At 62.3% G+C, this 24,914-nt stretch carries 26 protein-coding genes, 2 tRNA genes and 1 pseudogene; 9 read left to right on the top strand and 20 right to left on the bottom strand.

The features are described from left to right. Window positions 1-49: 49 nt before the first annotated feature. Window positions 50-466, bottom strand: coding sequence for a hypothetical protein (locus GOB87_RS00780; protein WP_166312630.1), 417 nt, complete (start codon window positions 464-466; stop codon window positions 50-52). Between the two features lie 159 nt (window positions 467-625). On the opposite strand from GOB87_RS00780, the gene radA reads away from it, so the two are divergent. Further along, window positions 626-2,023 (top strand): DNA repair protein RadA, encoded by a 1,398-nt coding sequence (radA, locus tag GOB87_RS00775; RefSeq protein ID WP_166312629.1) that lies wholly within the window; start codon window positions 626-628, stop codon window positions 2,021-2,023. Between the two features lie 10 nt (window positions 2,024-2,033). On the opposite strand, the gene GOB87_RS00770 is transcribed toward radA, so the two are convergent. From GOB87_RS00770 to GOB87_RS00725, 10 genes and pseudogenes are all read right to left on the bottom strand, one after another. Further along, window positions 2,034-2,900 carry an OmpA family protein gene (locus GOB87_RS00770; protein WP_166312628.1) on the bottom strand — a complete coding sequence of 289 codons (867 nt, stop codon included), beginning with the start codon at window positions 2,898-2,900 and terminating at the stop codon, window positions 2,034-2,036. Window positions 2,901-2,912: 12 nt separating this feature from the next. Next, a complete protein-coding gene (locus tag GOB87_RS00765) occupies window positions 2,913-3,740 on the bottom strand; it encodes an inositol monophosphatase family protein (RefSeq protein WP_194303156.1) in 828 nt (275 codons plus the stop codon). 87 nt (window positions 3,741-3,827) lie between these two features. Next, the gene (gene efp / locus GOB87_RS00760) at window positions 3,828-4,394 is read right to left on the bottom strand and encodes an elongation factor P (RefSeq protein ID WP_166312627.1); all 567 of its coding nucleotides are present in this window, start codon (window positions 4,392-4,394) and stop codon (window positions 3,828-3,830) included. A gap of 192 nt (window positions 4,395-4,586) precedes the next feature. After that, window positions 4,587-4,660, bottom strand: a tRNA-Pro gene (locus GOB87_RS00755). Window positions 4,661-4,963: 303 nt separating this feature from the next. After that, window positions 4,964-5,231, bottom strand: a pseudogene (locus GOB87_RS17090) (MerR family transcriptional regulator); the annotation flags it as partial. An 83-nt stretch (window positions 5,232-5,314) separates the two neighbouring features. Next, a complete protein-coding gene (locus GOB87_RS00745) occupies window positions 5,315-5,608 on the bottom strand; it encodes an integration host factor subunit alpha (RefSeq protein WP_166312626.1) in 294 nt (97 codons plus the stop codon). Between the two features lie 67 nt (window positions 5,609-5,675). Then, window positions 5,676-6,641, bottom strand: coding sequence for a beta-ketoacyl-ACP synthase III (locus GOB87_RS00740; protein WP_166312625.1), 966 nt, complete (start codon window positions 6,639-6,641; stop codon window positions 5,676-5,678). Window positions 6,642-6,734: 93 nt separating this feature from the next. Continuing rightward, window positions 6,735-7,787, bottom strand: a complete 1,053-nt coding sequence (plsX, locus tag GOB87_RS00735; RefSeq protein WP_166312710.1) for a phosphate acyltransferase PlsX — start codon at window positions 7,785-7,787, stop codon at window positions 6,735-6,737. Between the two features lie 125 nt (window positions 7,788-7,912). Continuing rightward, window positions 7,913-8,116 carry a 50S ribosomal protein L32 gene (gene rpmF, locus GOB87_RS00730; protein WP_166312624.1) on the bottom strand — a complete coding sequence of 68 codons (204 nt, stop codon included), beginning with the start codon at window positions 8,114-8,116 and terminating at the stop codon, window positions 7,913-7,915. 163 nt (window positions 8,117-8,279) lie between these two features. Continuing rightward, window positions 8,280-8,855 (bottom strand): DUF177 domain-containing protein, encoded by a 576-nt coding sequence (locus GOB87_RS00725; RefSeq protein WP_166312623.1) that lies wholly within the window; start codon window positions 8,853-8,855, stop codon window positions 8,280-8,282. 129 nt (window positions 8,856-8,984) lie between these two features. Here GOB87_RS00725 and GOB87_RS00720 point away from each other — a divergent pair, with 129 nt between their 5' ends. Continuing rightward, window positions 8,985-9,584: an outer membrane protein assembly factor BamE gene (locus GOB87_RS00720; protein ID WP_166312622.1), complete on the top strand. Its 600-nt coding sequence runs from the start codon at window positions 8,985-8,987 to the stop codon at window positions 9,582-9,584. A 37-nt stretch (window positions 9,585-9,621) separates the two neighbouring features. Here GOB87_RS00720 and GOB87_RS00715 read toward each other — a convergent pair whose 3' ends face one another. The 5 genes from GOB87_RS00715 to def are packed head-to-tail and all read right to left on the bottom strand — an operon-like array spanning window position 9,622 to window position 13,520. Further along, complete coding sequence (locus GOB87_RS00715) at window positions 9,622-10,986, bottom strand: ATP-binding protein (RefSeq protein WP_166312621.1); 1,365 nt, start codon at window positions 10,984-10,986, stop codon at window positions 9,622-9,624. A gap of 6 nt (window positions 10,987-10,992) precedes the next feature. Beyond that, on the bottom strand, window positions 10,993-11,685 hold the full coding sequence (locus GOB87_RS00710) for a response regulator (protein ID WP_166312709.1): 693 nt from the start codon (window positions 11,683-11,685) through the stop codon (window positions 10,993-10,995). Window positions 11,686-11,728: 43 nt separating this feature from the next. Further along, window positions 11,729-12,307 (bottom strand): MarR family winged helix-turn-helix transcriptional regulator, encoded by a 579-nt coding sequence (locus GOB87_RS00705; RefSeq protein ID WP_166312620.1) that lies wholly within the window; start codon window positions 12,305-12,307, stop codon window positions 11,729-11,731. Continuing rightward, the gene (locus GOB87_RS00700; RefSeq protein WP_166312619.1) at window positions 12,304-12,969 is read right to left on the bottom strand and encodes a ubiquinone biosynthesis protein COQ9; all 666 of its coding nucleotides are present in this window, start codon (window positions 12,967-12,969) and stop codon (window positions 12,304-12,306) included. Before GOB87_RS00700 ends, GOB87_RS00705 begins: the two co-directional genes overlap by 4 nt. Further along, window positions 12,966-13,520 carry a peptide deformylase gene (gene def, locus GOB87_RS00695; RefSeq protein ID WP_166312618.1) on the bottom strand — a complete coding sequence of 185 codons (555 nt, stop codon included), beginning with the start codon at window positions 13,518-13,520 and terminating at the stop codon, window positions 12,966-12,968. The genes GOB87_RS00700 and def overlap by 4 nt, the downstream gene beginning before the upstream one ends. Before the next feature lie 214 nt (window positions 13,521-13,734). On the opposite strand from def, the gene rpsU reads away from it, so the two are divergent. Continuing rightward, window positions 13,735-13,938 carry a 30S ribosomal protein S21 gene (rpsU, locus tag GOB87_RS00690; RefSeq protein WP_146887076.1) on the top strand — a complete coding sequence of 68 codons (204 nt, stop codon included), beginning with the start codon at window positions 13,735-13,737 and terminating at the stop codon, window positions 13,936-13,938. A gap of 81 nt (window positions 13,939-14,019) precedes the next feature. On the opposite strand, the gene GOB87_RS00685 is transcribed toward rpsU, so the two are convergent. From GOB87_RS00685 to GOB87_RS00670, 4 genes are all read right to left on the bottom strand, one after another. After that, entirely contained in the window at window positions 14,020-15,075 is a 1,056-nt protein-coding gene (locus GOB87_RS00685) for an asparaginase (protein ID WP_242006070.1), read from the bottom strand. Window positions 15,076-15,255: 180 nt separating this feature from the next. Further along, a tRNA-Gly gene (locus GOB87_RS00680) sits at window positions 15,256-15,330 on the bottom strand. A 120-nt stretch (window positions 15,331-15,450) separates the two neighbouring features. After that, complete coding sequence (locus GOB87_RS00675; RefSeq protein WP_242006069.1) at window positions 15,451-16,149, bottom strand: histidine phosphatase family protein; 699 nt, start codon at window positions 16,147-16,149, stop codon at window positions 15,451-15,453. Beyond that, the gene (locus GOB87_RS00670; protein WP_166312616.1) at window positions 16,149-18,296 is read right to left on the bottom strand and encodes a hypothetical protein; all 2,148 of its coding nucleotides are present in this window, start codon (window positions 18,294-18,296) and stop codon (window positions 16,149-16,151) included. Before GOB87_RS00670 ends, GOB87_RS00675 begins: the two co-directional genes overlap by 1 nt. Window positions 18,297-18,484: 188 nt before the next feature. Between GOB87_RS00670 and rfbB the strand changes: the two genes are divergently transcribed. The 6 genes from rfbB to rho all read left to right on the top strand — a co-directional run bounded on the left by rfbB (window position 18,485) and on the right by rho (window position 24,904). Beyond that, entirely contained in the window at window positions 18,485-19,561 is a 1,077-nt protein-coding gene (gene rfbB / locus GOB87_RS00665) for a dTDP-glucose 4,6-dehydratase (RefSeq protein ID WP_166312615.1), read from the top strand. A 33-nt stretch (window positions 19,562-19,594) separates the two neighbouring features. After that, window positions 19,595-20,473, top strand: coding sequence for a glucose-1-phosphate thymidylyltransferase RfbA (gene rfbA / locus GOB87_RS00660; protein ID WP_194303152.1), 879 nt, complete (start codon window positions 19,595-19,597; stop codon window positions 20,471-20,473). Window positions 20,474-20,599: 126 nt separating this feature from the next. After that, window positions 20,600-21,160 (top strand): dTDP-4-dehydrorhamnose 3,5-epimerase, encoded by a 561-nt coding sequence (gene rfbC, locus GOB87_RS00655; protein WP_166312613.1) that lies wholly within the window; start codon window positions 20,600-20,602, stop codon window positions 21,158-21,160. Further along, the gene (gene rfbD / locus GOB87_RS00650; protein WP_194303144.1) at window positions 21,157-22,059 is read left to right on the top strand and encodes a dTDP-4-dehydrorhamnose reductase; all 903 of its coding nucleotides are present in this window, start codon (window positions 21,157-21,159) and stop codon (window positions 22,057-22,059) included. Before rfbC ends, rfbD begins: the two co-directional genes overlap by 4 nt. 344 nt (window positions 22,060-22,403) lie before the next feature. Then, window positions 22,404-23,378, top strand: a complete 975-nt coding sequence (corA, locus tag GOB87_RS00645; RefSeq protein ID WP_166312611.1) for a magnesium/cobalt transporter CorA — start codon at window positions 22,404-22,406, stop codon at window positions 23,376-23,378. 230 nt (window positions 23,379-23,608) lie between these two features. Further along, window positions 23,609-24,904: a transcription termination factor Rho gene (gene rho, locus GOB87_RS00640; protein WP_166312610.1), complete on the top strand. Its 1,296-nt coding sequence runs from the start codon at window positions 23,609-23,611 to the stop codon at window positions 24,902-24,904. Window positions 24,905-24,914: the final 10 nt, after the last annotated feature.

Below are 24,914 nucleotides of genomic sequence, written 5' to 3'. Positions count from 1 at the left end.
CTTCGCAAAAACGGCAATTCCCTAAGGAACTGCCGCTCAACCGTGACAATCACGACGTCAGGGCACGCCCTTCGGCAGCACCGAAAAACACGTAATGAAGGAACAGATCGCCGTCATAACCCTCCAGATCCGGATTGACGGCGAGATAAGCCTTACTGTCGAAGAGCTTGTTGGGCTGACGTCCCTCACGAAAACCGACAGTCTGATAATGCGTCGCGGCATCGACGCCAGCTTCCGCCACATCCGGATAGGCTGAGAGATACCATTGCACATCGAAATAAAGGGCGTCGCGTATGGGCGGCACACGCACAGGCACCACCTCTTCCACGATTTCCTCAATCACTTCTGCCGGTTTCTTTCGTGTGGAACGGGCTTTTTCACGAGGAGTGGCTGTCCGTTCTGCCGTTTTTCCGCGGCCCGTAGCGCCCCGTGCCGCCGATGTCGTGCCCCTCGCTGCTCGTGCCACGCCTGCCTCTCCTCATCTATGACTCTCGATCACGCGATCGTTGGCGCAATGATTAGCAACACATTTCAGAAAGACAATGCGTCAGGATCGTCGATTTGCGTTAAAAAACGCTACACAACACACATCGTTCCTTAAAATCCGACAGGAGAATCGTTCTTCTTGGCCAAGCGTCCCACAACCCGTTTCGTCTGCCAATCCTGTGGCGCCGTCTATCCAAAATGGTCCGGTAAATGCGAGGCCTGCGGAGAATGGAACACCATCGTTGAGGAAAGCGTGGAACCGACGGTTTCACGTGCGAGCCGTACCAAGAACCGCCTTACGCTGACGGGACTGGAGGGAAACGTCGCGCCGCCACCACGTATTCTCACGCGCATTCCTGAACTCGATCGCGTGCTGGGTGGAGGGTTCGTGCCCGCATCCGTTGTGCTCGTAGGTGGCGATCCGGGTATCGGTAAATCCACGCTGCTGCTTCAGACCGCGTGTCATCTCGCCACCACCGGCCAGCGCGTTGTCTATATTTCAGGCGAAGAAGCCGTGGATCAGATCCGCATGCGGGCGCGTCGCCTCGAACTGGTCGCGCCCACGCTGGAGCTTGCCGCCTCGATCAACGTGTCGGACATCGTGGCCACGCTTGAAACAGACGAGCCACCGGGCCTCGTCATTATCGATTCCATCCAGACCATGTGGCTCGACAGCATCGAGAGCGCGCCGGGGTCCGTGGCACAGGTCCGGGCCTGTGCGTTCGAATTGATCCGTCTCGCCAAGAAGCGCGGCTTCTCGCTCGTTCTGGTGGGACACGTCACCAAAGAGGGAGGCTTGGCCGGTCCGCGCGTCATGGAGCACATGGTCGATGCGGTGATGTATTTCGAAGGGGATCGCGGCCATCAGTTCCGCATCCTGCGCGCGGCCAAAAACCGTTTCGGCGCGACCGATGAGATCGGTGTGTTCGCCATGACCGATCACGGCCTGATCGAAGTGCCCAACCCCTCCGCCCTGTTTCTGGCCGAACGGCAGGGCAATATTGCCGGCTCCGCTGTCTTTGCCGGGCTTGAAGGCACGCGCCCCGTGCTGCTGGAAGTGCAGGCCCTACTTTCCCCCAAAGCCGGGGACGGCAGTCCCCGCCGCGCTGTGGTGGGATGGGATTCGGGACGCCTGTCCATGCTGCTGGCCGTGCTGGAATCGCGCTGCGGTCTGAAATTGTCCGGAATGGATGTCTATCTCAATTTCGCGGGCGGCCTGCGAGTGACGGAACCGGCGGCCGATCTTGCCGCTGCCGCCGCCATCGTCTCGGCCGCGACAGGTCACCCGACGGACGCTGGCTCCGTCTTTTTCGGGGAAATCGGTCTGTCAGGGGAAATCCGGCAGGTGCCACAGGCCGATCTGCGCCTGCGCGAAGCCAGCAAACTCGGGTTCGCGTCCGCCATTCTGCCGCGCCGTATCGCACGCGGGAATGCCAAGCTCGCTGCCCCTCCCGGTCTCGACCTGCACGAACTGGGACATCTCTCCAGTCTGGTCAGAACGATGACCGAAAGTTCCGCCGCCGCAAAGGACGACTAAGGAACAGCGCCTACTGATCCACGGCGTCGGAGCGGCGGATGTCGGCCCGATCCGCTGGAGTCTCGATGCCAGTCTTATCCGGCAGGCCGATTACCCGGACATAAATCCGGGTGGACGGGACACCCGCGTTCATCAGCACAGCCCGCACAACAAGCCCGCGGCTGAGCGCCATGCGGCGCGGCCGTGACGGGTCGTTGGGCACACCGCTCGCGGTCGTATCCACCAGCGCACGGGTATCAGGCCGCTCCTTCAGCGCCTTGGCGAAAGCGAGAATGGCGTTGCGCGTCTCCGTGTTCAGGTGATCGGAATCCGCCGCAAATGTTACGCGCACGCCCCCGTCGATCGGACGGCTGTCACCCTTGGCATCGGCGACAGGTTGCGGATCAGGCGGCAGAGGGAACGGATGCAGTTGCACTGGAATTTGCGGCGCCGTGAATACCGGCGGCGGAGGAGGCGCGGGTGGAATGGTCGCCGCTACGGGCGCGTGAGAAGGCGATGCCGGTTTGGGGCCGCTGGCGGTCGCTGGTGCATCAGGCGCCTTTTGCGGGACAGGTGCGACTTTCGCTGGTGCGGCATGCTCCACCACATGTTTCGCGCCGGTACGGGCGACAGACGAGGCTTTCGGTCTTGTGGGAGAGGGCGTTTGCCGTGCGCCGCTTTTCTTTGCTGGGGCGGGACCAAGCGCATCCAGCGCGGACGTGTCGGTGGACACCTGCGCGTGCGCAAGCGGTGCCGCGAGAACAAAACACCAGATACAGGCGAGAGGAAAAGCAGAAAGACGGAACGCATGCCGTTCACGCAGCAACATCAGCAACCTCATCTGGGAAACCGGCCCAAGCACAGGAGGGAAGATCGAGCGGAAACGATCGTCCTTCACCTCCCCGTCGGTTCAGGCGTCTGTCAGGCTCTCCGCCACAATCTCACGCAGCTTGGCGTGCAGATGACCATTGCCCGCCACGATCAGCACGTCATCGGGAAGTTCGTTCAGATCCACACCTGCGGGATCGGTGCAGTAGCCACCGGCTTCGCGCACAAGAAGCGCACCGGCCGCGCAATCCCACGGCTTGATGCCGAACTCCCAGTAGCCCTCATAACGGCCTGCCGCGACCCACGCGAGATCGAGCGCCGCCGCGCCGAAGCGACGGATGCCCGCAACCTGCGGCATCAACGCGCCCATGACCCGCGCAAACGGAAGGCGGCGCTTGGGCGACACCTTGGCGAAAGGAATACCTGTGGCGAACAGGGCCGTCAGCATCTCGCGACGCGCCGACACACGGATGCGCCGGTCGTTGAGATACGCCCCCACACCTTTCTCGGCCCAGAACATCTCACCGGCTGCCGGATTGTACACCACAGCCGCGGTCAGTTCGATGGAGCCATCGGGCAGACGCCGCTGCAGACCGATGGAAATGGCCCAGTGCGGAATACCGTGCAGGAAGTTGGTCGTTCCATCCAAGGGATCGACCACCCAACGCCACGTCCAGTTCTCACCGCCCGACTCGCCACTTTCCTCCATGAGGAAGGCATAACCGGGACGGGCCCGCTCCAGTTCTTCCCGCAGGGTCTGCTCAGCGCGCAGGTCGGCCTGCGACACGAAATCGCCCGGCCCCTTGATGCTCACCTGAAGCTGCTCGACTTCATTGAAGTCACGCAGAAGACGCCGTGCCGCCTTTTCGGCAGCACTCTGCATCACGGTCATTACGGGTGAAAGACGCATCGCCAAGGCGGTCATCCCTGTGGAAAATTCAAGAAACGGAAAGGCCGGACAGACTGTCCGGCCGCGATCAGTCGGCTCAGAGGTCCGTCAGGACTTCGCACGCTCGACGTAACTGGCGTCATCCGTGCGGACCACAATGCGCTCACCCGCCTCGATGAAGGGCGGCACCATCGTCTTCACGCCGTTGGACAGCATGGCCGGCTTGTAGGAAGAACTGGCCGTCTGACCCTTCACCACCGGGTCGGCTTCCACCACTTCCAGCGTAACATGCGGCGGCAGCGTCACGGCTACCGGATCGCCTTCCACCAGATTGAGGTTCAGTACCATGTTGTCCTGCAGGAACGGAGCCTGATCGCCCAGAAGGTCCACGGGGATCATGAACTGCTCGAACGTCTCCGGGTCCATCAGAACCAGCGTCTCACCGTCGGTGTAGGAGTAGTTGTACTCCTTGTCCTCGGTGATCAGACGCTCGACGGTATCGGCCGTACGCCAACGCTCGTTGGTCTTGTTGCCGGTCTTGAGATCGCGCATCTCCACCTGAATGAACGCACCGCCCTTACCGGGTGTGATGATCTGCTGCTTGAGGACGGTCCAACGACGTCCGTCGTGCTCAATGACCTGGCCCGCACGGATCAGGTTGGCCTGCTGTTTCATGGTCTGTCCCTGGAGAAAAAAGCTTTGGGCTCGAAGGCGGGCTTCTACTCCCCACAGCCGTCAAGAGCAAGATCACACGGCCTCGACGCGTGCCTTTCCGACACGCGGAAGCACTCACCATGCCCGCCAGTTTTCCTGAATTTGGAAAGAAAAAAAACCGTTCTCAAGCGAGAACGGTCCAGTTCCACGATATCGGGCAGGCGGGATTCGAACCCACGACCCCCAGTCCCCCAGACTGATGCGCTACCAGGCTGCGCTACTGCCCGTCATCGTGAACGGGTGGTCTCTAGCAGTCTGACAAAGCCCCCGCAAGAGCCTTTCCACCGATTATCCCTTCTTGCGACGGGATGATCAGACGTCCGCCTGTTTGAGTTTCGCCCGGATCGCCTCAAGCTGACCCAGCACACGCTCAAGACTGCGTCGCAACCGTTCGTTTTCCGCCACCACATGCGGATCAGGCACCTCGCGCACCTCGACCACAACCTTTGGCTCAGGCGGCTTTTCCTCCAGAGGGGCAACAAGCGGCGGAAGTTCGTCCTGCGCGCTGACAGACACCTCCTCCTGTCCATCGGATGCAGGAGTATGTTCGCTTTCCGGATCGCTTTCGCCCCGCAAAACACGCTGCACCCCTTTGGTGGTGTAGCCTTTCACGTAAAGCAGATCGGAAATCTGACGCAGAAGCGCAATGTCCTCAGGGCGGTAATAACGCCGTCCGCCTCCACGCTTCAGAGGACGCACCTGCTCGAAGCGGGTCTCCCAGAAACGTAGGACGTGCTGGGGCACCTTCAGTTCATCGGCAACTTCGCTGATGGTACGAAACGCCAGTGGCCCTTTCTGGAGCCGCTCGCCCGCCTCTTCTCCCAGAGCAACATCAACTGGGGACACAGTCCCACCCGGATTCGCAACAGGCCGCTCTTCCATCATTCCGGCGCGCCATTAGCCCGTGCACGAAGAATCTGACTGGCGCGAAACGTGATGACCGAACGGGGAAGAATGGGAATCTCCACCCCTGTCTTGGGATTTCGCCCGCTGCGTTGCCCTTTGCGGCGCACCATGAAGGTACCGAACCCGCTGATTTTCACGGATTCTCCACTCTCCAGCGTCGCTGCCATGGTTTCGAGCACCGCCTCCAGCAAGTCGATGGACTCGCTGCGGGACAACCCGACCTGCGTATGGATTTTTTCCGCCAGACTGGCGCGCGTCACAGTACTCATGCGCGCAGAGTAACATGCTGATACCCGGCGTCAATTTGAATGAAGAACCCCGCTTGGGGAAGCTCCGTCACACCCGCGCCAGCGCCGATCCCCATGTCAGACCACCGCCCAATGCTTCCATCAGCACCAGATCGCCACGACGGATACGTCCATCCCGCACGGCTTCATCCAGCGCGAGAGGGATAGAGGCCGCCGACGTGTTGGCGTGCCGGTCCACCGTCACCACCACCTGCTCCATCGGCAGGTGCAGTTTGCGGGCTACACCCTCAATGATGCGAATATTGGCCTGATGCGGCACCAACCACGCCACATCGGCATGTGTCAGCCCTTCCGCCCCCAGCGCTTCATCCACGGCGGAGGAAAGACGCCCCACAGCATGACGGAACACCTCACGGCCGTTCATTTTCAGATGCCCGCTGTGACCGGACCGACCGACCGCACCATCGACGTAGAGGATGTCCCCCAGCGCTCCATCGGCGTGGAGATGAGTGGAGAGAAGCCCGCGATTCCCCGGATCATCACTGGCTGTCAGGACAACCGCACCTGCGCCATCCCCGAACAGTACGGCCGTCGTCCGGTCGTCCCAGTCAAGAATGCGTGAGTACACCTCACTGCCAATGACCACCACGCATTTGGCCTTGCCCGACAGGATGAACGCATCCGCCGTCGCCATGCCGTAGATGAATCCTGAACACGCCGCCGCGATATCGAATCCGAATCCGCCCGTGGCACTCAGTTCGTGCAGCACGCGCACAGCCGTCGCGGGAAAGACCTGATCGGGCGTGGAGGTCGCCACGATAACCGCGTCCACAGTCTGCGGATCGATACCACCGAATGCGAGCGCCCGACGCGCGGCCTCTGCTGCCATGGAGACGGCCGTCTCGTCTTCGCCCACGATATGACGCTGACGAATGCCGGTACGACCCCGAATCCAGTCATCGGATGTGTCGAGACGCTGCGAGAGTTCGTCATTGGTGACGATGCGCTCAGGCAGATAGCTTCCGAAACCGGAGAGGAGCGAACGTGTCACCATTGAGAATACCCCAAGAAGACGCGGTTCCGGCTGCACTCCCGCGTCCCGGCCGCATAAAATACCTGATCCGCCACCAGCCTGCGCCGACGGGGTTTAAAGGGCGGCCTGACGTTCCGCTTCCATCTTCGGGCGGCTGGTCGTCAGCGTCGTCATATGCGCCAGACGTTCGCGGATACTGTCATTGAACTGATGCGTGACCATATCCATCGCCACATCCACAGCCGACGCAAACCCCTGCGCGTCCGTGCCGCCATGCGATTTCACCACCACACCGTTCAACCCCACGAACACAGCACCGTTGTAGCGGCGGGGGTCCAGCCAGTCCTTCATGCGCATCAATGCGGGGCGCACGAGAAGATAGGCCAACCGGCCGGCCATGCTGCTCGTGAACACCTGCCGGAACAGCCCGGACGCCATCTTCATGGCCCCCTCGCCTGTCTTGAGCGCGACATTGCCGGTGAAACCGTCCGTCACCACCACGTCCGTCGTGCCAGCCGTGATGTCATGCCCTTCCACGAAACCGTGAAACTGGGACGCCAGTGGGCTGTCACGGAGCATTTCCGCAGCCTGCCGCAGCCGTTCGTCGCCCTTGACCTCTTCCGCGCCGACATTGAGCAGGCCAATGCTGGGCGCGGGAAGACCGAGAACCGCCTTGGCGAACGCCTCACCCATCACGGCGAACTCGACCAGATTGCGGGTGTCGCACGCGACGTTCGCCCCAAGGTCCAGCATGACGACATCGCCCTTCATGCTCGGGCTGATGGCGGCCATGGCGGGCCGAGCAATGCCCGGCAGCGTTTTCACGACAATCTTGGCCAATGCCAGCATGGCACCGCTGTTGCCAGCCGACACCACACCCGCCGCCTCACCCGCCGCGACCGCATCCATCACCATCCGCAAGGATGAGTCCCGAACCCGAAGAGCCGCCGTGGGCTTCATGTCCATGCTGATGGCTGTTGGCGCATGGCGCACTGTGCATATGGCGGCTGCCTTTGGGTGCCGTGCCAGAATCGGACGCAGACGTTTTTCATCGCCGATGAGCAGCACGCGCGCTCCCCGGTGACGATCCGCCGCAAGCGCCAGTCCGGCCACCACAACATCAGGGCCGCCATCCCCCCCCATGGCGTCAACCGCCAGGGAGAACATGCCGCAGCTTCCGTCTTCCGTCCTCTCAGATGCAAGCGCTTCGCTCACGAAACCGCTCCCACCTGCTCGACCGAAAGACGGGCTGTCATGTCAGTGTCACGCCGTTTCAAGCCACAAACACCCAATCAGGCGCGGACGGCGACCTTCAGGGCCTTGCCGGCCGCAATGACCTCACGGCCATCGTAGTGACCGCAGTGGCTGCACACATGGTGCGGACGCTTCAGTTCACCACAGTTTCCACACTCGGCATGGGCCTCCGGGCGCAGGGCCTGATGGCTGCGACGCATGCCGCGACGGGACGGTGAAGTTTTTCTCTTGGGTACTGCCATGGGTCCAAGCCCCTCCGAAATGACGACATCCCGGAACCACCCCCCGGCGGAACCTGGACACAACTGCAATTGAGGGCGGCCCTCTATCAGACGCGCCCCACTTCCGCAAGAAGCGCCGCACGACAAACAGCCGCGCCGCGCAGGCAAATAGACGTTTTTCGTATCAGGAATCGTCGCGCCTGAGCTTGGCCAGCGCACCGAAAGGATTACGGCGCGCCTGCGGATCTTCCGCATCGCGTTCCGCCAATGCTTCCGCCTCTTCCTCAGTAATCACATAATCCGGACGCGTTGCATCCGGCTTGCGTGGCCACGGATCAAGAGCAAGGGCCAGTTGCTCCACCGTCGCTTCCCCGAGATTTATGGCATCGCCTTCAAACGGAATTTCATCCGACGCTTCCAGATCGTCAGCGGCCTCCGGGTCGAAACGATGCTCGGGCACGAATCGGAGCGTGAAGCGCTCCCCCACCACATCCTCGAACACATCGAGCGTGAGCACGCAGGGCTGACTGACGCGTGCGGACAACGCGCCCTCCGCCACGATCGCTCCACCGACTCCTGCACACAGCGCATAACGGCATGACAGGCTGGCCACCTGCGGCAGCCCCAGCCGATGGGCGATGCGGACACATTCTTCAGGCGTGGCCGTCACGACGATCTCACGCGGTGCCTCGGGCCTTGCGTCCCGCAGCGACCGCACGAGGACGGGACGGGAAAACTCCAGCGATTGCTTGGCGGTCACGACATGATCCCTTTCCTGCACCACAGCCGCCCGCGAGACAGTGCGAAACACACTATCGGGGGGCTGTTTCCTGTGCTTTAACAGAACCCGCTACATCAGGCCCATATCCGAAAGCACCAGAACAGCGTCATGTTGACACGACCGCTTCCAGCCTCGACCGCATCCTTCGCCCATAATGGGCATGGTGGACGGCGCTTGAGGAAAGCCGTCGGTCTCATTGGATGCGTGCTGGCGCTGTCGGGCTGCGCAGTGTTCGAAAATCCGCCCATGCCGCGCGGCTCGCTGATCGAGGCCGATGATTACAACCAGCTCCAGCCGGGAAAAAGCAACCGCGCGGATGCTATCGACCTCCTCGGCTCTCCCACGGCCAAGGCGACGTTCGACGACAATACATGGATTTATATTTCCATGATGACGGCGCCGACGCCGGCAAACTTCCCGCATGTGACAAAGCAGCAGGTGGTGGTGCTCAATTTCGATGAGGGCGGTACGCTGCGTGCCCTGCGCACACTCAACCTCAAAGACGCAAAGCATCCCGGAATGGTGGGCGACAGGACACCCGCGCCCGGCACCAAGATCAATATCCTGCAGGAAATCCTCGGCAACGTGGGACGCTACAACCCGATGCAGGGCATGATGAACAACAACAGCAATTCGTTCAGTGGCGCGGGCGGAATGATGGGCAACAACGGTCCCGGTCATGGTGGCGCGGGCAACAGCCTTCCGTAATCACAGCCTCTACCTGATCTGATGCCCGTTCGAGGCGTCAGCGCGGAAGCGTGATCCGCACATTCAGCCCACCGTGTTCACTCTTGGCCAGCCGCACTTCTCCGCCGTGAGCGCGCACGATATCGCGCACAATGGTCAGGCCCAGCCCGGTCCCACCCTGCGCCCCACTGGCAAAAGCGCGAAAAACCTCCTCGCGCTGAACGGCCGGAATACCAGGACCGTCATCGTCAACCTCAATGACCACGTTCCGGCCTTCCGCCCGACCGCTGATCCAGATACCCGCATCAAGCCTGCGTGCGTTCTCGACCACATTCATCAGCATCCGTCGCATGGCGTCGGGACGCGCTTCCAGCATCAGATCGGCATCATGACTGACGCCTCTTATCCGGGCACCGCCCCGACGTGCCGCCATCGCCACGTCATCCAGCAGAGCGCCGATATCGAGTTCCACCGGCGTCTCCGCACCTTCGCCACGCGCAAACGACAGATATCCCTCGATCATCCGCTCCATTTCCGTCACGTCCGCCACCATATCGACCACGTCCTCACGGAGCGTCGCGGCATCCACGACGCCCGACTGCGGCAGCATGGCCAGAGAGAGACGCAGGCGGGTAAGCGGTGTGCGCAGATCGTGCGACACGCCCGCCAAAACCGCCGTGCGCTGCATGACGAAACGCGAGATCCGGTCACGCATACGGTTAAAGGCCACCGCCGCCCGCCGCACTTCACGCGCGCCTTCCGGGCGGATCGGCTCCACATCCCGCCCCAGCCCAAACTGCTCCGCCGCCTTGCCCAGCCTGCGAATGGCACGGACCTGATTGCGCATGAACAGGGCGGCAATGGCGAACAGCAGCAGCGAACTGCCGATGGCCCACAGCACGAACAGCCACAACTGCCCCACATCCAGCCGTTTGCGGGGCGTGTCCACGCTGAGCACGCCATCGGGAAGCTGGATGCGGATGTACACACGATGTTCGTCCGTCAGCCAGTCCACAAAGAACGGACGGGCAATGGCCGCCTGAAGCGCGTGGGCCAGATCTTCGTCCATCGGCCCGATCACATGGGTGGAGCCGGTACGCAGCAAGCGTGAACCCTGCCGCCACTGCATGTCGAGCTGGGTGCGCGCCAGCATCTGCCGCGCCAGCCACGCCCGATCGCCACCTCCGCGATAGCGTTCCATCAGATCGAGCGAGAGAGCGATATCCGCCACGACACTGTCGGACATGCGGCGCGACATCACGCGCAGATAAGTGCCGTAGAACAGTTCGAGCGCAATGCCCTCCGTCACCAGCATCGGGATCAGGACGATCAGCAGCGCGCGCGCAAGAAACGAGCGCGGCAGGACGCGCCGGACAGAACGTTCGAACTGTTCGTCGCTCCAGAACGTGCGGAAACCGCGCACGCTGCCTTACACGCCCGGCTTGAGGACGTAGCCCTTACCGCGAATCGTATGCAGATAGCGCGGCTCCTTGGGATCGGCCTCGATCCGGCGGCGCAGGCGCGTCACCTGCACATCCACAGCCCGCTCCCCGATCTCGGTCATGTCCAGCGCCGCCGCAATATCTTCGCGTGAGAGCACCTCGTTAGGGTGACGCGACAGCACGCTCAGGAGCGCCGATTCGCCGCCCGTCAGGTGCACCGTTCCGCTCTCGCCCGTCAGCATCCCGCGCGCGGGATCGAACTCCAGACTTCCGAGCCTGACGATGCGCAATTCGCCCGTGGGAGCTGGAGGCGCGAAACGCCGCAGATGCGCCTTGAGCCGCAGAAGGAGTTCACGCGGCTCGAACGGCTTGCCCAGATAATCATCGGCTCCCGCCTCCAGCCCCGTGATCCGGTCCTCAGGTTCCCCTCGGGCCGTCAGCAGCAGAATGGGAATATCCAGCCCTTCCGCGCGCAGGGAACGCGTCAGCGTCAGACCGTCCTCACCGGGCATGGTCACATCCAGCACCACGGCATCGGGCAGCATGAAGCCAAGCGCCTGTCGGGCATCCGCCGCAGACGCGGCCACCGTCACGCGGAAACCATGCTCCAGCAGATAACGCTGCAAGAGCCTGCGCAGACGGGGATCGTCGTCAACCACGAGCACATGCGCGCTTCCCATGCCCTCATCGCCCGCAGCAGGACGGCCCACACTCTCCACCGTATCACCGGCCATCACGCATTCTCCTTCCCGCCTGTTTCTGGGCCGCCTGTTTTGGCCCCGCCTGCGTACGCATCTCCGCATTCCGGGCCAGAAGATCACGACTGGGCTCCGACAGCATACCCCGCAAGACCTGCCGGAACCCGCGCACAGCGCCACTTCCGGCCTCACGATACGCTCCGACCATCAGTTCACGTTGAGCCGCGAACAACCGCGCCTCCATGGCCTGTCCTGTCTCGGTCAGACTGAGAAAACGCTGCCGTCGATCCTGCCGCCCCGGCTCGGACGCCACCAGCCCGCGGGCATGCAGTTCGTTCAAGGTGCGCGCCAGACTCTGCTTCGCCACGCCCAGCACGGACTGCAACTCCCCCACCGTCAGACCGGGCAGAAGCGCCAGCATCTGCAAGGCGCGGTATTGGGCCGCGCCCAGTTCCGTTTCCTCAAGAAGCGGGGCAATGGTGCGACCAAGATCGAGCCACGCCAGCACCATGAGCTGCTGGGCGCGACGGATCTCCTGTTCACGCAGGAAGAGAACATCCGCCCCCGCCCCGATGTCGCCCTGTCCACCCGCGAATCCGTTCATGCCGCACGATGAAAGGGTGAAAATTTCTCCATACGCTTGCGCACCATGCCCACGGCCCGCGCCCGCGCCAGACCGGCATCGAGCACCTGTTCCACCACCCGTCGGTCGCTGCCACCGAGCCAGGCGAGGAACGTCGGCACATACACCGTCGCCAGACTGACACGCTTGGTCACCCATGTGATGCCGCCCGATGTGTCCTCCGCCGCGCGCCAGATGGCATCGACCGTCCGCGCCAGCATCCGCCCCGACGCCGTGCCCGAACAGGGTGACAGAGCAATCCCGCAGGCCCGACGTTCCGCCGCACGAAAAGGCTCCAGAATATCCAGACGTTCCAGAACGCAATGCCGCACGCGCTCCGATAGCCGCGGATAAGCTCCCACATCGAATGCCTGCTGAGCACGCCGGACCATCTCCCGATCCACCAGATCGGCCCATGCCTCGACCATTTCGGCCGGTCCGCCGGGAAAGAGCAGATCCGCGTCGCCGCCCGCCACCTCTCTCAGCGCGGCGAGCGTCCACCCTTTCTCACCTGCCTGCGCTGCAAGTTTCCACAAAGCCTCCTCGCGCTCTGGGTCATGGTCCAGCGTGGGAGGCGTCATCGTCTGCATGAGCGAATACCCCGCCCCCATTGCGAAATGGAGCGCCTTTTCCTTGAGACTCATCGCGCCAGCCTTTCCGCCACGGCTTCGGCTGTCAGGAAACGCTCAGCTTCCTCCTCGAATCCAAGCAGGCTTAGATCGGGCATGCGCATCGGGTAGAGGATGCCGTCGAGATGATCGGCCTCGTGCTGCATCACGTTTGCGTGGAATCCACCGGCCACCCCACTTACGCGCTGGCCTGTGCGGTCCATGCCTTCATAGCTGATCTGCACGTAACGAGGCACCCAACCCCGCAGACCCGGAATGGACAGGCACCCCTCAGGGCGCATGGCGATCGCCTCTCCCACAGGACGAAGGACAGGATTGACCAGAACCTGCACGCCCTCCAACGGCTCTTCCCCTTCATGACGACGGGATTCCGGCACGCGACAGACGAAAATCCTTTTCAAAACGTGAACTTGCGGGGCAGCGAGTCCGACGCCTCCCGCATCCCACATGGTCTCGATCATGTCGTCGATCAGCGTCTGAATGGAGGGATCCGTCACATCCTCCACGTCTTCCGCGCGCTGTGTCAGGACCGGCTGGCCCATCCGCGCAATTCCCAGCACCGTCATGCCGTCCTCACTTCCACCATTTGCGAGCAGGATACCCCCCTTCGAGCCTCACCGAAACGGGCACCGATTCGAATTGTCTTTTGCCTCGAGCCTGTGGTAAGCAGCCGGCCAGTTCATTCAGACGAGTCCTCAAGGGGCTTCGTCCATTCACATCAGCTCACGAACCTGTCGCGGCTTACCGAGCCGGTGGGTTCGCTCAGGAGAAGACTAGCCAGTGCAGGTTCTCGTTCGCGACAACAATGTCGATCAGGCTCTCAAAGCACTCAAGAAGAAGATGCAGCGCGAAGGTCTCTTTCGCGAGATGAAGCTGCGCCGTCACTACGAGAAGCCGTCCGAGCGTCGCGCCCGTGAGGCCGCCGAGGCTGTCCGTCGCGCCCGCAAGATGGAGCGCAAGCGTCTGGAGCGCGAAGGCTTCTAAGCCCGCCTCCTGCTCGCGCAGAACGAAGAACCGGTCCTCCTCAGGGAAGGCCGGTTTTTTTATGCGATCGCGCTGGGGTCTTCAGTCGCTGTCCGAGAATGCGCCTCCAGCGGAGGCGAGGAACATCCGTTGCACATCTTTCGGTGCCGTCACATCATTGGCCAGCAGAAGCTGAAGCAGAATCCGCGCTTTCTGCGGATTCAGGTCCAGAGACGCCACCAACCCGTGCCGGTCATCCGCGATCTCGACATTGCGGTTGACGAACCCCTCAGTCACCCGACTGGCCCGCACAACCATAACACCGCCCGCCACAGCACGGTCCAGACCGCCCAGCGCTGCCTCGGACACGTTTCCGTCGCCCATGCCCGCCACAACGAGGCCTCGCACGCCATCCGCCACGGCTCTGTCGATCGGATGGGCCTCCATGCCCGCATGAGCGAAGACGATCTCCACAGAGGGTAGCACCGGACGGGCGGGAAGCGTCAGAAAGGCCGGCTTTCCTTGTTGTGTCACCTGCGACACGAAGCGGACCGTCTCCGCGTCCACAAACCCCACCGGACCACCGTTGAGGGAACGGAATGTCTGCAAAGCCGTCGTGTGCGTCTTGCTCACACGGCGTGCGGCATGGATGTCCCCATTCAATACCGCCAGCACACCGCGATTATGCGCCAGCGGACTGGCTGCCACTTTCACCGCTTCATACAGATTGGCCGGCCCATCGGCACCGAGAGCAGTCGCGGGCGGCATCGCCCCCGTCAGCACGACAGGACGACCATAGGGCAAAATGGTGTCGAGAAAGAACGCTGTCTCTTCGAGAGTGTCCGTGCCATGAATGATGACCACGGCATCGGCTTCGTCCTCTGACCACGCCTGACGGATACGCTCCGCCAGTTGGAACCAGACAGATGCGTTCATATTCTGGGAAGCGATATTGGCGATCTGCTCCACCTGCAACCGCGCCAGATCGTCGAGATCCTGCACCCCCGCCACAAGTTCGGCCCCCATGACGCCACCGGCATCGTATCCAATGGCGGAGCGTTCATCCGATGTCCCGGAAATGGTGCCGCCCGTTGCGAGAACGAGCACACGCGGCAGGAGAGTTTCCGCTGTCGCCACACTATTATTGTCTTTCGCCATTGTTCGCTCCCGCCCTCGCACATAGGCCAGACGCCCCATGCGAACAACGAGATGTCTTCTGGGAAGCAGATTGGGAAAAGGCGCTCACGGCACCCGCCATGGCTGGAACACCAGCGTGCAGACACAAAAAAACGGCCCGTAGGCCGTTTCCAGTTTCGCTCCATCTTTCCTTGGAAAAGATGGAGCGGGCGAAGGGATTCGAACCCTCGACCCCAACCTTGGCAAGGTTGTGCTCTACCCCTGAGCTACGCCCGCATCGTCTGCGACGAGGGGTTATCTAGATCAGGCTCTCGGTGGACACAACCCACAAAATGCCATTTGCGAAAGAAAAATTTCACTCATGCCAAGACAGCCCGCCCACTTGGGAAAAATCGCTCAGATTCCGGGCAACTCGTTCACCGTCACCACACGCCACGAACCATTGAGGCGCTCCAGAATCGTCAGAGACAGGTTCTGGATGGAAAAATGCAGCGTCGTATCCGCATCGATTTTCAGGGCATGGGCAATAGCAGCCCGGATCGCGCCTCCGTGGCTGACGACAATCATGTCCTCCTTGACGTGTGTCTGGGCCAGATGGTCGAGTGTACGCCCCACGCGACTACAGACAGTCTCCATGCTTTCCCCGCCCGGTGGCGTCTCGCTGGCGGAAATTGGCCAGAAACAATGCGGTGCCTCTTCCAGACGATCAGGAAACTCGTCATGGGAAAGCCCCTGCCATTCTCCCAGATCCTGCTCGACAAGCCCGGGTTCCACCGTCAGGCCACGCGCGCCATAGCCGGCATTCTGGATGGTCTGGGCGGTACGCCGCGTGCGTGACAGCGGCGTGATGAACCACCGCGCCTCACGCGGCAGACGACGGGCCAGCGCCTCATACATCGGCTGCTGCGCGACGAGACTGTCGGGGCACAGCGGAACGTCCATAGTGCCGTACATCATCGTGCGGGCGTTCTGCTCCACCAGCGCATGACGGATCAGCCAAAAACGGGTGATGCCGGGCTCCAGTTTGGGCGCATCGAGAAAATGCCCGTGATTACGCTGATCCACCGTCGTCGCGTTCATCGTCCCGTCTGCCATTATCGTTTTCCAGTCCAGCCTGTCATATCGTCTTCATCGCACATCACCGGCGCATAGGTCGGCTGAGGATCGTGACGGGCGATCCGCGCCCAATGCCGACGGATCAACGCCACCTTGGCGAGAATCCTTCGCGCGTCCCCAATCTCGCGGGCCAGCCGGACATCCGTGTCCAGACCCTCGTGCGACGGCTCGCCCGAGACGAGCCGCGCACCCGCCGAAATCCGCAGAGCACCCGCCATCTCACCCGCGAGTTCCGCACTCGGAACCGCAACCGGCTGCCCGACATGGCACAGAAGACCGGCATTCGGGTCATGATAGGCTGTCTCATTGGGAGAGAAAGCGGGACGCAGATCGGCATTCAGCCAGCGATACAGGCGCCGCGCGTCCTCCAGATTCATCGGCCGGAACGTCGCGTCATCCTCAACGCCATCGACCGCGCGCACGAGAAAACACAGGATGGTGCTCCTGTCGTCCCATTCCTGCGCAAGATGTGGGCGAATCGGCGAGGGCGTTGTCAGCAACCGGATGTCATTGGCCTGTTCCATGGCAGCACGCACGGCACCGAGAAAGACATCGAGCCTGCGTCCGATTTCGGGGGTTGGCACCGCTTCAAGCGCTTTCATCTCGGCAATGGCCGCCTGCCAACGCAAAATCAGCCCGTGATTGGAGACCGCTGACAACTCGCGCGTCGCAGCACAGGCGGGCCACTCCCCTTGTCCTGCATAATCCTTCAGGCCCGCAGGCAGGTCATCGGCAGCCTCCAGCCGCGCCCGCCACGCTTCGGGCAGCAGCAACGCGCCGCAGAACGGTGGGCCGGTGACGAATTTCGAGCCCGTCACCATGACCGCACGCCCGGCGCGGACCCATCCCCCCACACGTTCGGGCATGAGACGCGCCTGACAGGCATCGACCACGACATCCAGTGCAGCGCCGGATTCTTCGGCCAGTGCCGAAAGCTCCCTCTCATCAGGAGCAAGGAGGCCGGTCTTGGACAGGTCAAGCTGATGCAGCAGCACATGACGACCGTGCCGTGCGGCCGTTTGCACGAGATTTCGACATCGCTGCACTAGTTCGGCGGCAGGCACTTCCTCGCCACTGGAACATCGGAGAGGCACCACCTCAACCTCAACCGCCCCGGCCTTGCAAAAGCCCGGAATGATCGCGCCACGCTCCACATGCGGGACACGCGCCGTGTCACTGGCAAAGTGCCGCCCTGCGGCCGCCAGCGGCACACCGCTTCCGGTTTCTTCGGGGGCGATCAGGATATTGGTGACAGGACGATGCGCCGGATTCCGCTCCGAGAGCACCAGCGCCGCCAGTTCGCAATCCGTGCCGGACGGTGCGAGGATGACGTGCTCGCCATTCGGCAGATCGAAATGTCGGGCAAGAAACGACCGTATTTCGCGCGCCATCGCGGCGAGTGTTTTCTGCCCCTCATCATGCAGCAGCGCCCTCTGAAGACGCAGCCGCGCCTGCTCCGCGCCCGCAAAGCCTCTCTCCGAGACGGACGACGCGGTCGAGGACGAAAAGGTGACAGCCCATGGCCGAGGTCTGTGAGAACAGCCGTAATGATTGAGGCCGGTGTGCGGATCGAGTTCGAGGCGGGCGTCTCCCCCTGCCGCCATCAGAGTTTCGGCTGGACCGATCAGGTTCCACGTCCGCTCCAGCCACTTCGAAACAGCCAGAGCGGTCTCCCGATCCAACGAAACGGGCAGAACACCGGCAGGAAAAGAGAGAAACGGCCTCAGAACCGGCCAGAGAGCGGCCACACGCGAAGCGGAGAGCGGCGTCCGGCCTCCCATTTCCCGCGACCAGTCCGGGATGTCGTCCGTCTCCCCATCCAGCGCCCGGAACAGGGCAGCCGTTCGCGCGGCGGCGAAACTTGCGCGCAGACAGGGCGCGAGAAGCCCGCCACTTCCCTCCACGAGAGCGGCAAGCTCCAGAGCATGGCGCAAAATCCCCACCTGATTGGTTGTCAGACGCTTGGCGGTGAAGTTTCCCGACAGGCCGAGCGTGCCGTCCATCATGACACGGAAAGGCGCCTCCCCGTCGGGAAGGAGGCGTAGCCTGCGTCCTTCGGCCACGACCTGCAGATCGGGGCGTGCGGGAATACACGACCGTGCCATCACGGGAGGGTCTGCCAGCATCTGCGCTTCCGTTTGCCGTCAAAAGGACATCATGTGTGCCACAAGCATCGTCAAAGTGACATGAACATGTCCATGTTACAGTCAAATGACAGGTGATAATCCATGCACACGCGCTGGTGATGAGACGCTGTGTTGGTTATTAGACAACAGGTTAAGCCTTTGCCGGGCACTCGAAACGGGATGTTCTGATGCGTATTCTTTTAACAGGCGGTTGCGGCTTCATTGGCTCCGCCGTGGTGCGCCACATTATCGGCGCGACCGATCACTCGGTCCTCAATGTGGACTGCATGACCTATGCCGCCTCGCCCGAAACCGTGGCAAGCGTCGCGTCTTCGGACCGCTACCAGTTCGCGCAGGTGAACATCACCGACGGTCCCGCGCTGGCGAAGCTGTTCGAGAGCTTCCGTCCCGACGCCGTGATGCATCTGGCTGCCGAGAGCCATGTGGACCGCTCCATCGACGGTCCGGGCGTGTTCATCCAGACCAACGTGGTCGGCACCTACACCCTGCTCGAAGCCGCGCGCGGCTATTGGCAGACGCTGGATGAAGCCGCCCGCAAGGCGTTCCGTTTCCACCACATCTCCACCGACGAAGTGTTCGGTGCCCTCGGTCTGGACGATCCGCCGTTCACCGAGACGACGCCGTATGACCCCCGCAGCCCGTATTCCGCGTCCAAGGCGTCGTCCGACCATCTGGTTCGCGCGTGGTTCCACACCTACGGTCTGCCGACCTTCGTGACCAACACCACCAACAATTACGGCATCTGGCATTTCCCCGAGAAGCTGATCCCGCTGGTCACGATCAATGCGATCGAGGGCAAGGAACTGCCTGTGTACGGCAAGGGCGAGAACATCCGCGACTGGCTGTTCGTGGAAGACCATGCCGAAGCTCTGGTACGCGCCGTCGAGGTGGGTGAACCGGGCGAGACCTACGCCATCGGCGCCCGTCAGCCGCGCACCAACCTTGAAGTCGTCAAGACGATCTGTGCCGTGCTCGATGAGCTGCGCCCCGATCCCGCCGGTCCGCGCGAGCGCCTGATCCGTTTCGTGACCGACCGTCCCGGCCATGATTTCAAATACGAGATCGATCCTTCGCACGCCGAGAAGGCCCTCGGCTGGAAAGCGAAGCACGATTTCGAATCCGGCATCCGTCGAACCGTCCAGTGGTATCTCGACAACCGCACGTGGTGGGAGTCCATCCGGGCCCGTCGCTACACGGGCGAGCGTCTGGGACAGGCCACGCAGCAGAACTCGGGAAAGCACTGATCCATGACCCAGACTCCCAAAGTCGAAACGAACATGAAGGGCATTCTGCTCGCCGGTGGATCGGGCACGCGCCTGTACCCGATGACGCTGGCCGCGAGCAAGCAGCTCCTGCCCGTCTATGACAAGCCGATGGTCTATTACCCGCTCACCACGCTCATGCTGGCGGGCATCAAGGACATCATGATCATCTCCACCCCCGCCGATCTGCCGCAGTTCAAGCGGCTGCTGGGGGATGGCTCGCAGTTCGGCGTGCGCTTCGAATACCGCGAACAGCCCAGCCCCGATGGCATCGCGCAGGCCTTCATCATTGCGGGCGACTGGCTCAAGGGCTGTCCCTGCGCACTGGCGCTGGGCGACAACCTGATCTTCGCCGATCATCTGTCGAAGTCGCTCCAGAAGGCCGCCGCCCTCGAGAAGGGCGCGACCGTCTTCGCCTATCAGGTGCGTGACCCCGAGCGTTACGGCGTGGTCAGCTTCGATGAGAACGGCACCGCCCTGACCGTCGAGGAAAAGCCCAACAAGCCGCAGTCCAACTGGGCCATTACCGGACTCTATTTCTACGATGAGCGCGTCTATGACTTCGCCCGTCAGGTGAAGCCCTCCCCGCGCGGCGAGTTGGAGATCACCGATCTCAACCGCTTCTATCTGGAAGAAGGCTCGCTTCAGGTCGATCGTCTGGGCCGCGGCTGCGCGTGGCTGGACGCCGGACTGCCGGAAAGCCTGATGCAGGCGGGCCAGTTCGTCCACACCATTCAGGCGCGTCAGGGTATGCTCGTCGGCTCCCCCGCCGAAGTCGCCTTCCGCATGGGCTATATCGACGCTCAGCAGTTGCGCACCCATGCGGCCAAGATGGGCAAGACCGAACTTGGCCGCATGCTGCGGGAAGTGGCCGATCACGCCGATCAGATGTGAGGAACAGGGGGCGCGGACGATTTTTCGCGCCCCTTCTCATATTTACCCTTAGCCTCGAAAAACCGAGGCGCACCGACATCGCCCCACTTCCATCCCGGCGATGTCCTCATTTCGTGGAGCTGAATCATGAAGGTCGAACGTCTGGCGATTCCTGACGTCATCCTCGTCACCCCCCCGAAATTCGCGGATAATCGCGGGTTCTTCTCTGAAACCTACAACATCCAGCGCATGAAGGATGCGGGCATCACGCAGCCTTTCGTGCAGGACAACCAGAGCCTGTCGCGCCAGAAAGGCGTAGTGCGCGGCCTGCACTGCCAACTCGACCCGCACGCGCAGGGCAAACTCGTGCGTTGCACCAAGGGCGCGATCTGGGACGTGGCCATCGACGCCCGCACCGGCTCGCCCACCTATGGCAAGTGGGTGGCCGCTGAACTGTCCGAGGACAACTGGTCGCAACTGTGGATTCCGCCCGGCTTCCTGCACGGTTTCTGCACCCTGACCGAAAATGCCGAGGTGCAGTACAAATGCACGGGCCTCTACGACAAGGCTTCCGAGCGCGCGGTGATCTGGAACAGCAAGGAACTCGCCATCGACTGGCCCATCAAGCCGGAAGAAGCGGTGCTGTCCGAGAAAGATCTGGAAGCCCCTGAGTTCTCCGCCGCCAAGGGATGGTTCCACTACTCATGAGCAGCACAGCCACAGGCCCCATCCTCGTCACTGGCGGTAACGGGCAGCTCGCCACATCGCTCGCCAATCTTGGGGGAGCGCGTGTCGTGCGCGTCGGTCGTCCGGAGTTCGACTTCGAACGTCCCGAGACCATCAAGGCCACGCTGGCGAAGTACAATCCCTCCGCCGTGGTGAACGCCGCCGCGTGGACCGCCGTCGATCTGGCCGAGACCGAAGTGGCGGGAGCGGATGCCGCCAACTGCACAGGTCCCGCTCTGCTGGCCGCAGCCTGCGCCAAGCGCAACATTCCGTTCGTGCATGTTTCCACGGACTATGTGTTCTCGGGCGACAAGGGCGCGCCGTATGTGGAGACGGACCCCGTCTCTCCCGAGACGGTCTATGGCCGCACCAAGGCCGAAGGTGAGCAGAAAGTGCTGGCGGCCGATCCCAAGGCCATCATCCTGCGCACGTCATGGGTCTATTCCGCGCACGGCAAGAACTTCGTGCGCACCATGATCAACGCGGGTGCGAAGAACCCGGCCCTCAAGGTCGTGGGCGATCAGCGCGGCAACCCGACCTGCTCGGACGATCTGGCACAGGCGATTCTGGACATCCTTGGCCTCATTGAGCGCAATGGATGGAAAGACGAGTTCGCGGGCATTTACCACGCCTGCGGCACGGGTGAGGCGACATGGCATGAACTGGCCGTTGCGGCGCTGGAAGAAGCGGCGAAGCACGGACAGAAAATGCCCGAGGTCGCGGCCATCCGCACCGAAGACTGGCCCACGCCCGCCAAGCGTCCGGCCGATTCGCGCATGGACAACGGTAAGCTGGCGCAGGTGTTCGGTGTGAAGATGCCGCAATGGCGCGAAAGCGTGGCCCGCACGGTGACCACGGTGTTCGAGAACAAGCCCGCCTGAGCGGCTTAGGACCGGGGCTTCGTGGCTCCGGTCCTTCCGCGTATCCGGCGCGGTAGGTCTGACCAAATCCTCACATACAGACGAAGTGGCCTTCTTGCATTGAGGTCGATTGCTTCGGACAGAAGCCCCTTATGTCCGCGCGAGCCGTGCACATCATGTTGCACTCTCCTCGCTTCAATCGCATCGAATGCAGCACAAACTCCATTTACAGCACCCCCTAGACCGGGATGCCACCTCTTTGCCCGTCATCCAGCCATCATTTGATACATTTGGCGTATTCTGCGACAACACACCTTCATTAAACACTGGCGCCCCGCGTCTGGCAGCCCTGCAGGAGTGACCGCATGTTTCTGGCTCATCGGACCGGACAGCCCGCCCGCGCCGTGGAGACGGAAACAGACGCGACAGGCGCAGTCTGGCTCGATCTGGTTGATCCGACCGACAATGAGCGGGCGCTGGCGGCACGCATCTGCGGCGAAAGCATTCCGCAGCGCAACGACCTTGAGGAAATCGAAAGTTCGTCCCGCCTCCATACGGAGGAAAACGCGGTCTATGTCTCCACACCTCTTGTGCGGCGCACGGACACGGAACTCGATTCCACCCCCATCGGTTTCGTCCTCACCCGGAACTACCTCGTGACCATCCGCTTTTCGGACTACAATTCTTTCAATACCGCGGCACGTCAGGTCTCCGATACCACTCACGCCATCAGCAGCGATGAAGCTCTGGTGGTCATCCTCGAATGCATCGTGGACCGTCTGGCCGATGTGCTCGAACAGGTGGGGTTGAACCTGAACCAACTCTCCCGCGATGTGTTCTCGGGCTACAATCCCAAGCGCGACCAGCGCGTCGCATCGTGGCAACGCACCATCATGCGACGGGTCGGTCACGCCGAGGATTTCGCCTCCCTCGTGCGCGACAGTCTTCTGGGACTGGACCGCATCGCCATCTACATCAGTGAGAACCGCAAGCGCGAACTGGCCAAGGGGCTGGAAGCACGCCTCGCCACGGTCAATCGTGACGTTTCCTCCCTGACCGATTTCGTCTCCCAGTTGTCCGGGAAAGTCGAATTCCTGCTCGATGCGGCGCTTGGCTTCATCAGTATCGAGCAGAACGACAGCATGAAGGTGCTCACAGTCGTCAGCTTCATCGGCGTGGCGCCTACGCTGATCGCCGGCATTTACGGCATGAACTTCAAGAACATTCCCGAGCTGAACTGGGCATGGGGCTACTGGTATTCTCTGGTGCTGATGGCGCTGTCCGTCATTCTGCCGCTGATCTGGTTCTGGAAGCGTGGCTGGCTGAAATGGGGCGAATAATCGCTTCATCGCCGGAGACGTCCCCACTCGCTTGACAAGACCCTCTCACGGACAGTAATGCGACACTCACCATCAGCCGGGCCTTGTCCGGCGGGTGCGTTCCTCAGATCCAGTCTTTTGCCACGACCCTCGGTCGTTCCCTGCCGGCCTTCCGGCTGGCACGCTCCGGATACGGACCCGCAAGAGACCTGGCCCTCCCCGATAGCCTGAAATCAGGGCATTTCCTCACGATGCATCTTGCAGAACTCAAGGCCAAGTCTCCGGCCGATCTCCTGACCTATGCCGAAAGCCTCGGCATCGAGAACGCCTCCTCCCTGCGCAAGCAGGAGCTGATGTTCACCATCCTCAAGACACTGGCCGACAACGACCAGGCGATCTACGGCGATGGCACTCTCGAGATCCTTCCCGATGGCTTCGGTTACCTCCGCTCTCCCGAAGCCAACTATCTCCCCGGCCCCGACGACATCTATATCTCTCCCGTACAGGTGCGCCGCTTCGGCCTGCGCACCGGCGACACGGTCGAGGGCCAGATCCGTGCCCCGCGCGATGGCGAGCGTTACTTCTCCCTGCTCAAGATCAACACGATCAATTTCGAGCCGCCCGAAGCCGTCCGTCACCGCATCAACTTCGACAATCTGACGCCGCTCTACCCAGAGCGCCGGCTCCAGATGGAAGTCGAGAATCAGGCGGTCGATCTTGAGCCTCCCGCCAAGGGCAAGAAGGGGCAGACACGCGATCTGACGTCCCGCGTCATCGATCTCGTCTCCCCCATCGGCATGGGCCAGCGCGCACTGATCGTCGCCCCGCCACGCACCGGCAAGACCGTGATGCTCCAGAGCATCGCCAGCTCGATCTCGGCCAACCACCCCGAAGTGTTCCTGATCGTTCTGCTGATCGATGAGCGCCCCGAGGAAGTGACCGACATGGCCCGCTCCGTGCGTGGTGAAGTCGTGGCCTCCACCTTCGATGAACCGGCGCAGCGTCACGTGCAGGTCACGGAGATGGTGTTGGAAAAAGCCAAGCGGCTTGTCGAGCACAAGCGTGACGTGGTGATCCTGCTCGACTCCATCACCCGTCTGGCCCGCGCCTACAACACCGTCGTCCCTTCATCGGGCAAGGTGCTGACCGGCGGTGTGGACGCCAACGCGCTTCAGCGCCCCAAGCGCTTCTTCGGTGCGGCCCGTAACATCGAGGAAGGCGGTTCGCTGACCATCATCGCCACAGCGCTGATCGACACCGGATCGCGCATGGACGAGGTGATCTTCGAAGAGTTCAAGGGCACCGGCAACTCCGAACTGATCCTTGACCGCAAGCTGGCGGACAAGCGCGTGTTCCCGGCCATCGACATCACCAAGAGCGGCACCCGTAAGGAAGAGTTGCTGGTCGATCGCGCTACCCTGTCGAAGATGTGGGTTCTGCGCCGCATCCTCGCCCCCATGGGCACGATGGACGCGATGGAGTTCCTGTTGGACAAGCTGAAATACAGCAAGACCAACCACGACTTCTTCGAAGCGATGAACAACTGATCGCCCAAAG

The organism is Acetobacter estunensis (genome assembly GCF_011516945.1).
Taxonomy (GTDB): domain Bacteria; phylum Pseudomonadota; class Alphaproteobacteria; order Acetobacterales; family Acetobacteraceae; genus Acetobacter; species Acetobacter estunensis.
Note: the sequence above shows the minus strand (reverse complement) of the source record. Positions and strands in the feature narration are given on the sequence as shown.

Excerpts from the sequence above, each read along its gene's own strand:
- rpmF (WP_166312624.1), bottom strand. The coding sequence starts at position 8,116 with ATGGCAGTACCCAAGAGAAAAACTTCACCGTCCCGTCGCGGCATGCGT.
- GOB87_RS00700 (WP_166312619.1), bottom strand. The coding sequence starts at position 12,969 with ATGAGTCTCAAGGAAAAGGCGCTCCATTTCGCAATGGGGGCGGGGTAT.
- GOB87_RS00675 (WP_242006069.1), bottom strand. The coding sequence starts at position 16,149 with ATGGCAGACGGGACGATGAACGCGACGACGGTGGATCAGCGTAATCAC.
- GOB87_RS00765 (WP_194303156.1), bottom strand. The coding sequence starts at position 3,740 with ATGCGTCTTTCACCCGTAATGACCGTGATGCAGAGTGCTGCCGAAAAG.
- plsX (WP_166312710.1), bottom strand. The coding sequence starts at position 7,787 with ATGTTCTCCCTGGCGGTTGACGCCATGGGGGGGGATGGCGGCCCTGAT.
- GOB87_RS00710 (WP_166312709.1), bottom strand. The coding sequence starts at position 11,685 with ATGGGAAGCGCGCATGTGCTCGTGGTTGACGACGATCCCCGTCTGCGC.
- GOB87_RS00720 (WP_166312622.1), top strand. The coding sequence starts at position 8,985 with ATGTTGACACGACCGCTTCCAGCCTCGACCGCATCCTTCGCCCATAAT.
- rho (WP_166312610.1), top strand. The coding sequence starts at position 23,609 with ATGCATCTTGCAGAACTCAAGGCCAAGTCTCCGGCCGATCTCCTGACC.
- rfbD (WP_194303144.1), top strand. The coding sequence starts at position 21,157 with ATGAGCAGCACAGCCACAGGCCCCATCCTCGTCACTGGCGGTAACGGG.
- GOB87_RS00685 (WP_242006070.1), bottom strand. The coding sequence starts at position 15,075 with ATGGCGAAAGACAATAATAGTGTGGCGACAGCGGAAACTCTCCTGCCG.
- rfbA (WP_194303152.1), top strand. The coding sequence starts at position 19,595 with ATGAAGGGCATTCTGCTCGCCGGTGGATCGGGCACGCGCCTGTACCCG.
- GOB87_RS00705 (WP_166312620.1), bottom strand. The coding sequence starts at position 12,307 with ATGAACGGATTCGCGGGTGGACAGGGCGACATCGGGGCGGGGGCGGAT.
- GOB87_RS00745 (WP_166312626.1), bottom strand. The coding sequence starts at position 5,608 with ATGAGTACTGTGACGCGCGCCAGTCTGGCGGAAAAAATCCATACGCAG.
- def (WP_166312618.1), bottom strand. The coding sequence starts at position 13,520 with ATGACGGTGCTGGGAATTGCGCGGATGGGCCAGCCGGTCCTGACACAG.
- rfbC (WP_166312613.1), top strand. The coding sequence starts at position 20,600 with ATGAAGGTCGAACGTCTGGCGATTCCTGACGTCATCCTCGTCACCCCC.
- GOB87_RS00670 (WP_166312616.1), bottom strand. The coding sequence starts at position 18,296 with ATGCTGGCAGACCCTCCCGTGATGGCACGGTCGTGTATTCCCGCACGC.
- rfbB (WP_166312615.1), top strand. The coding sequence starts at position 18,485 with ATGCGTATTCTTTTAACAGGCGGTTGCGGCTTCATTGGCTCCGCCGTG.
- efp (WP_166312627.1), bottom strand. The coding sequence starts at position 4,394 with ATGAAACAGCAGGCCAACCTGATCCGTGCGGGCCAGGTCATTGAGCAC.
- corA (WP_166312611.1), top strand. The coding sequence starts at position 22,404 with ATGTTTCTGGCTCATCGGACCGGACAGCCCGCCCGCGCCGTGGAGACG.
- GOB87_RS00740 (WP_166312625.1), bottom strand. The coding sequence starts at position 6,641 with ATGGTGACACGTTCGCTCCTCTCCGGTTTCGGAAGCTATCTGCCTGAG.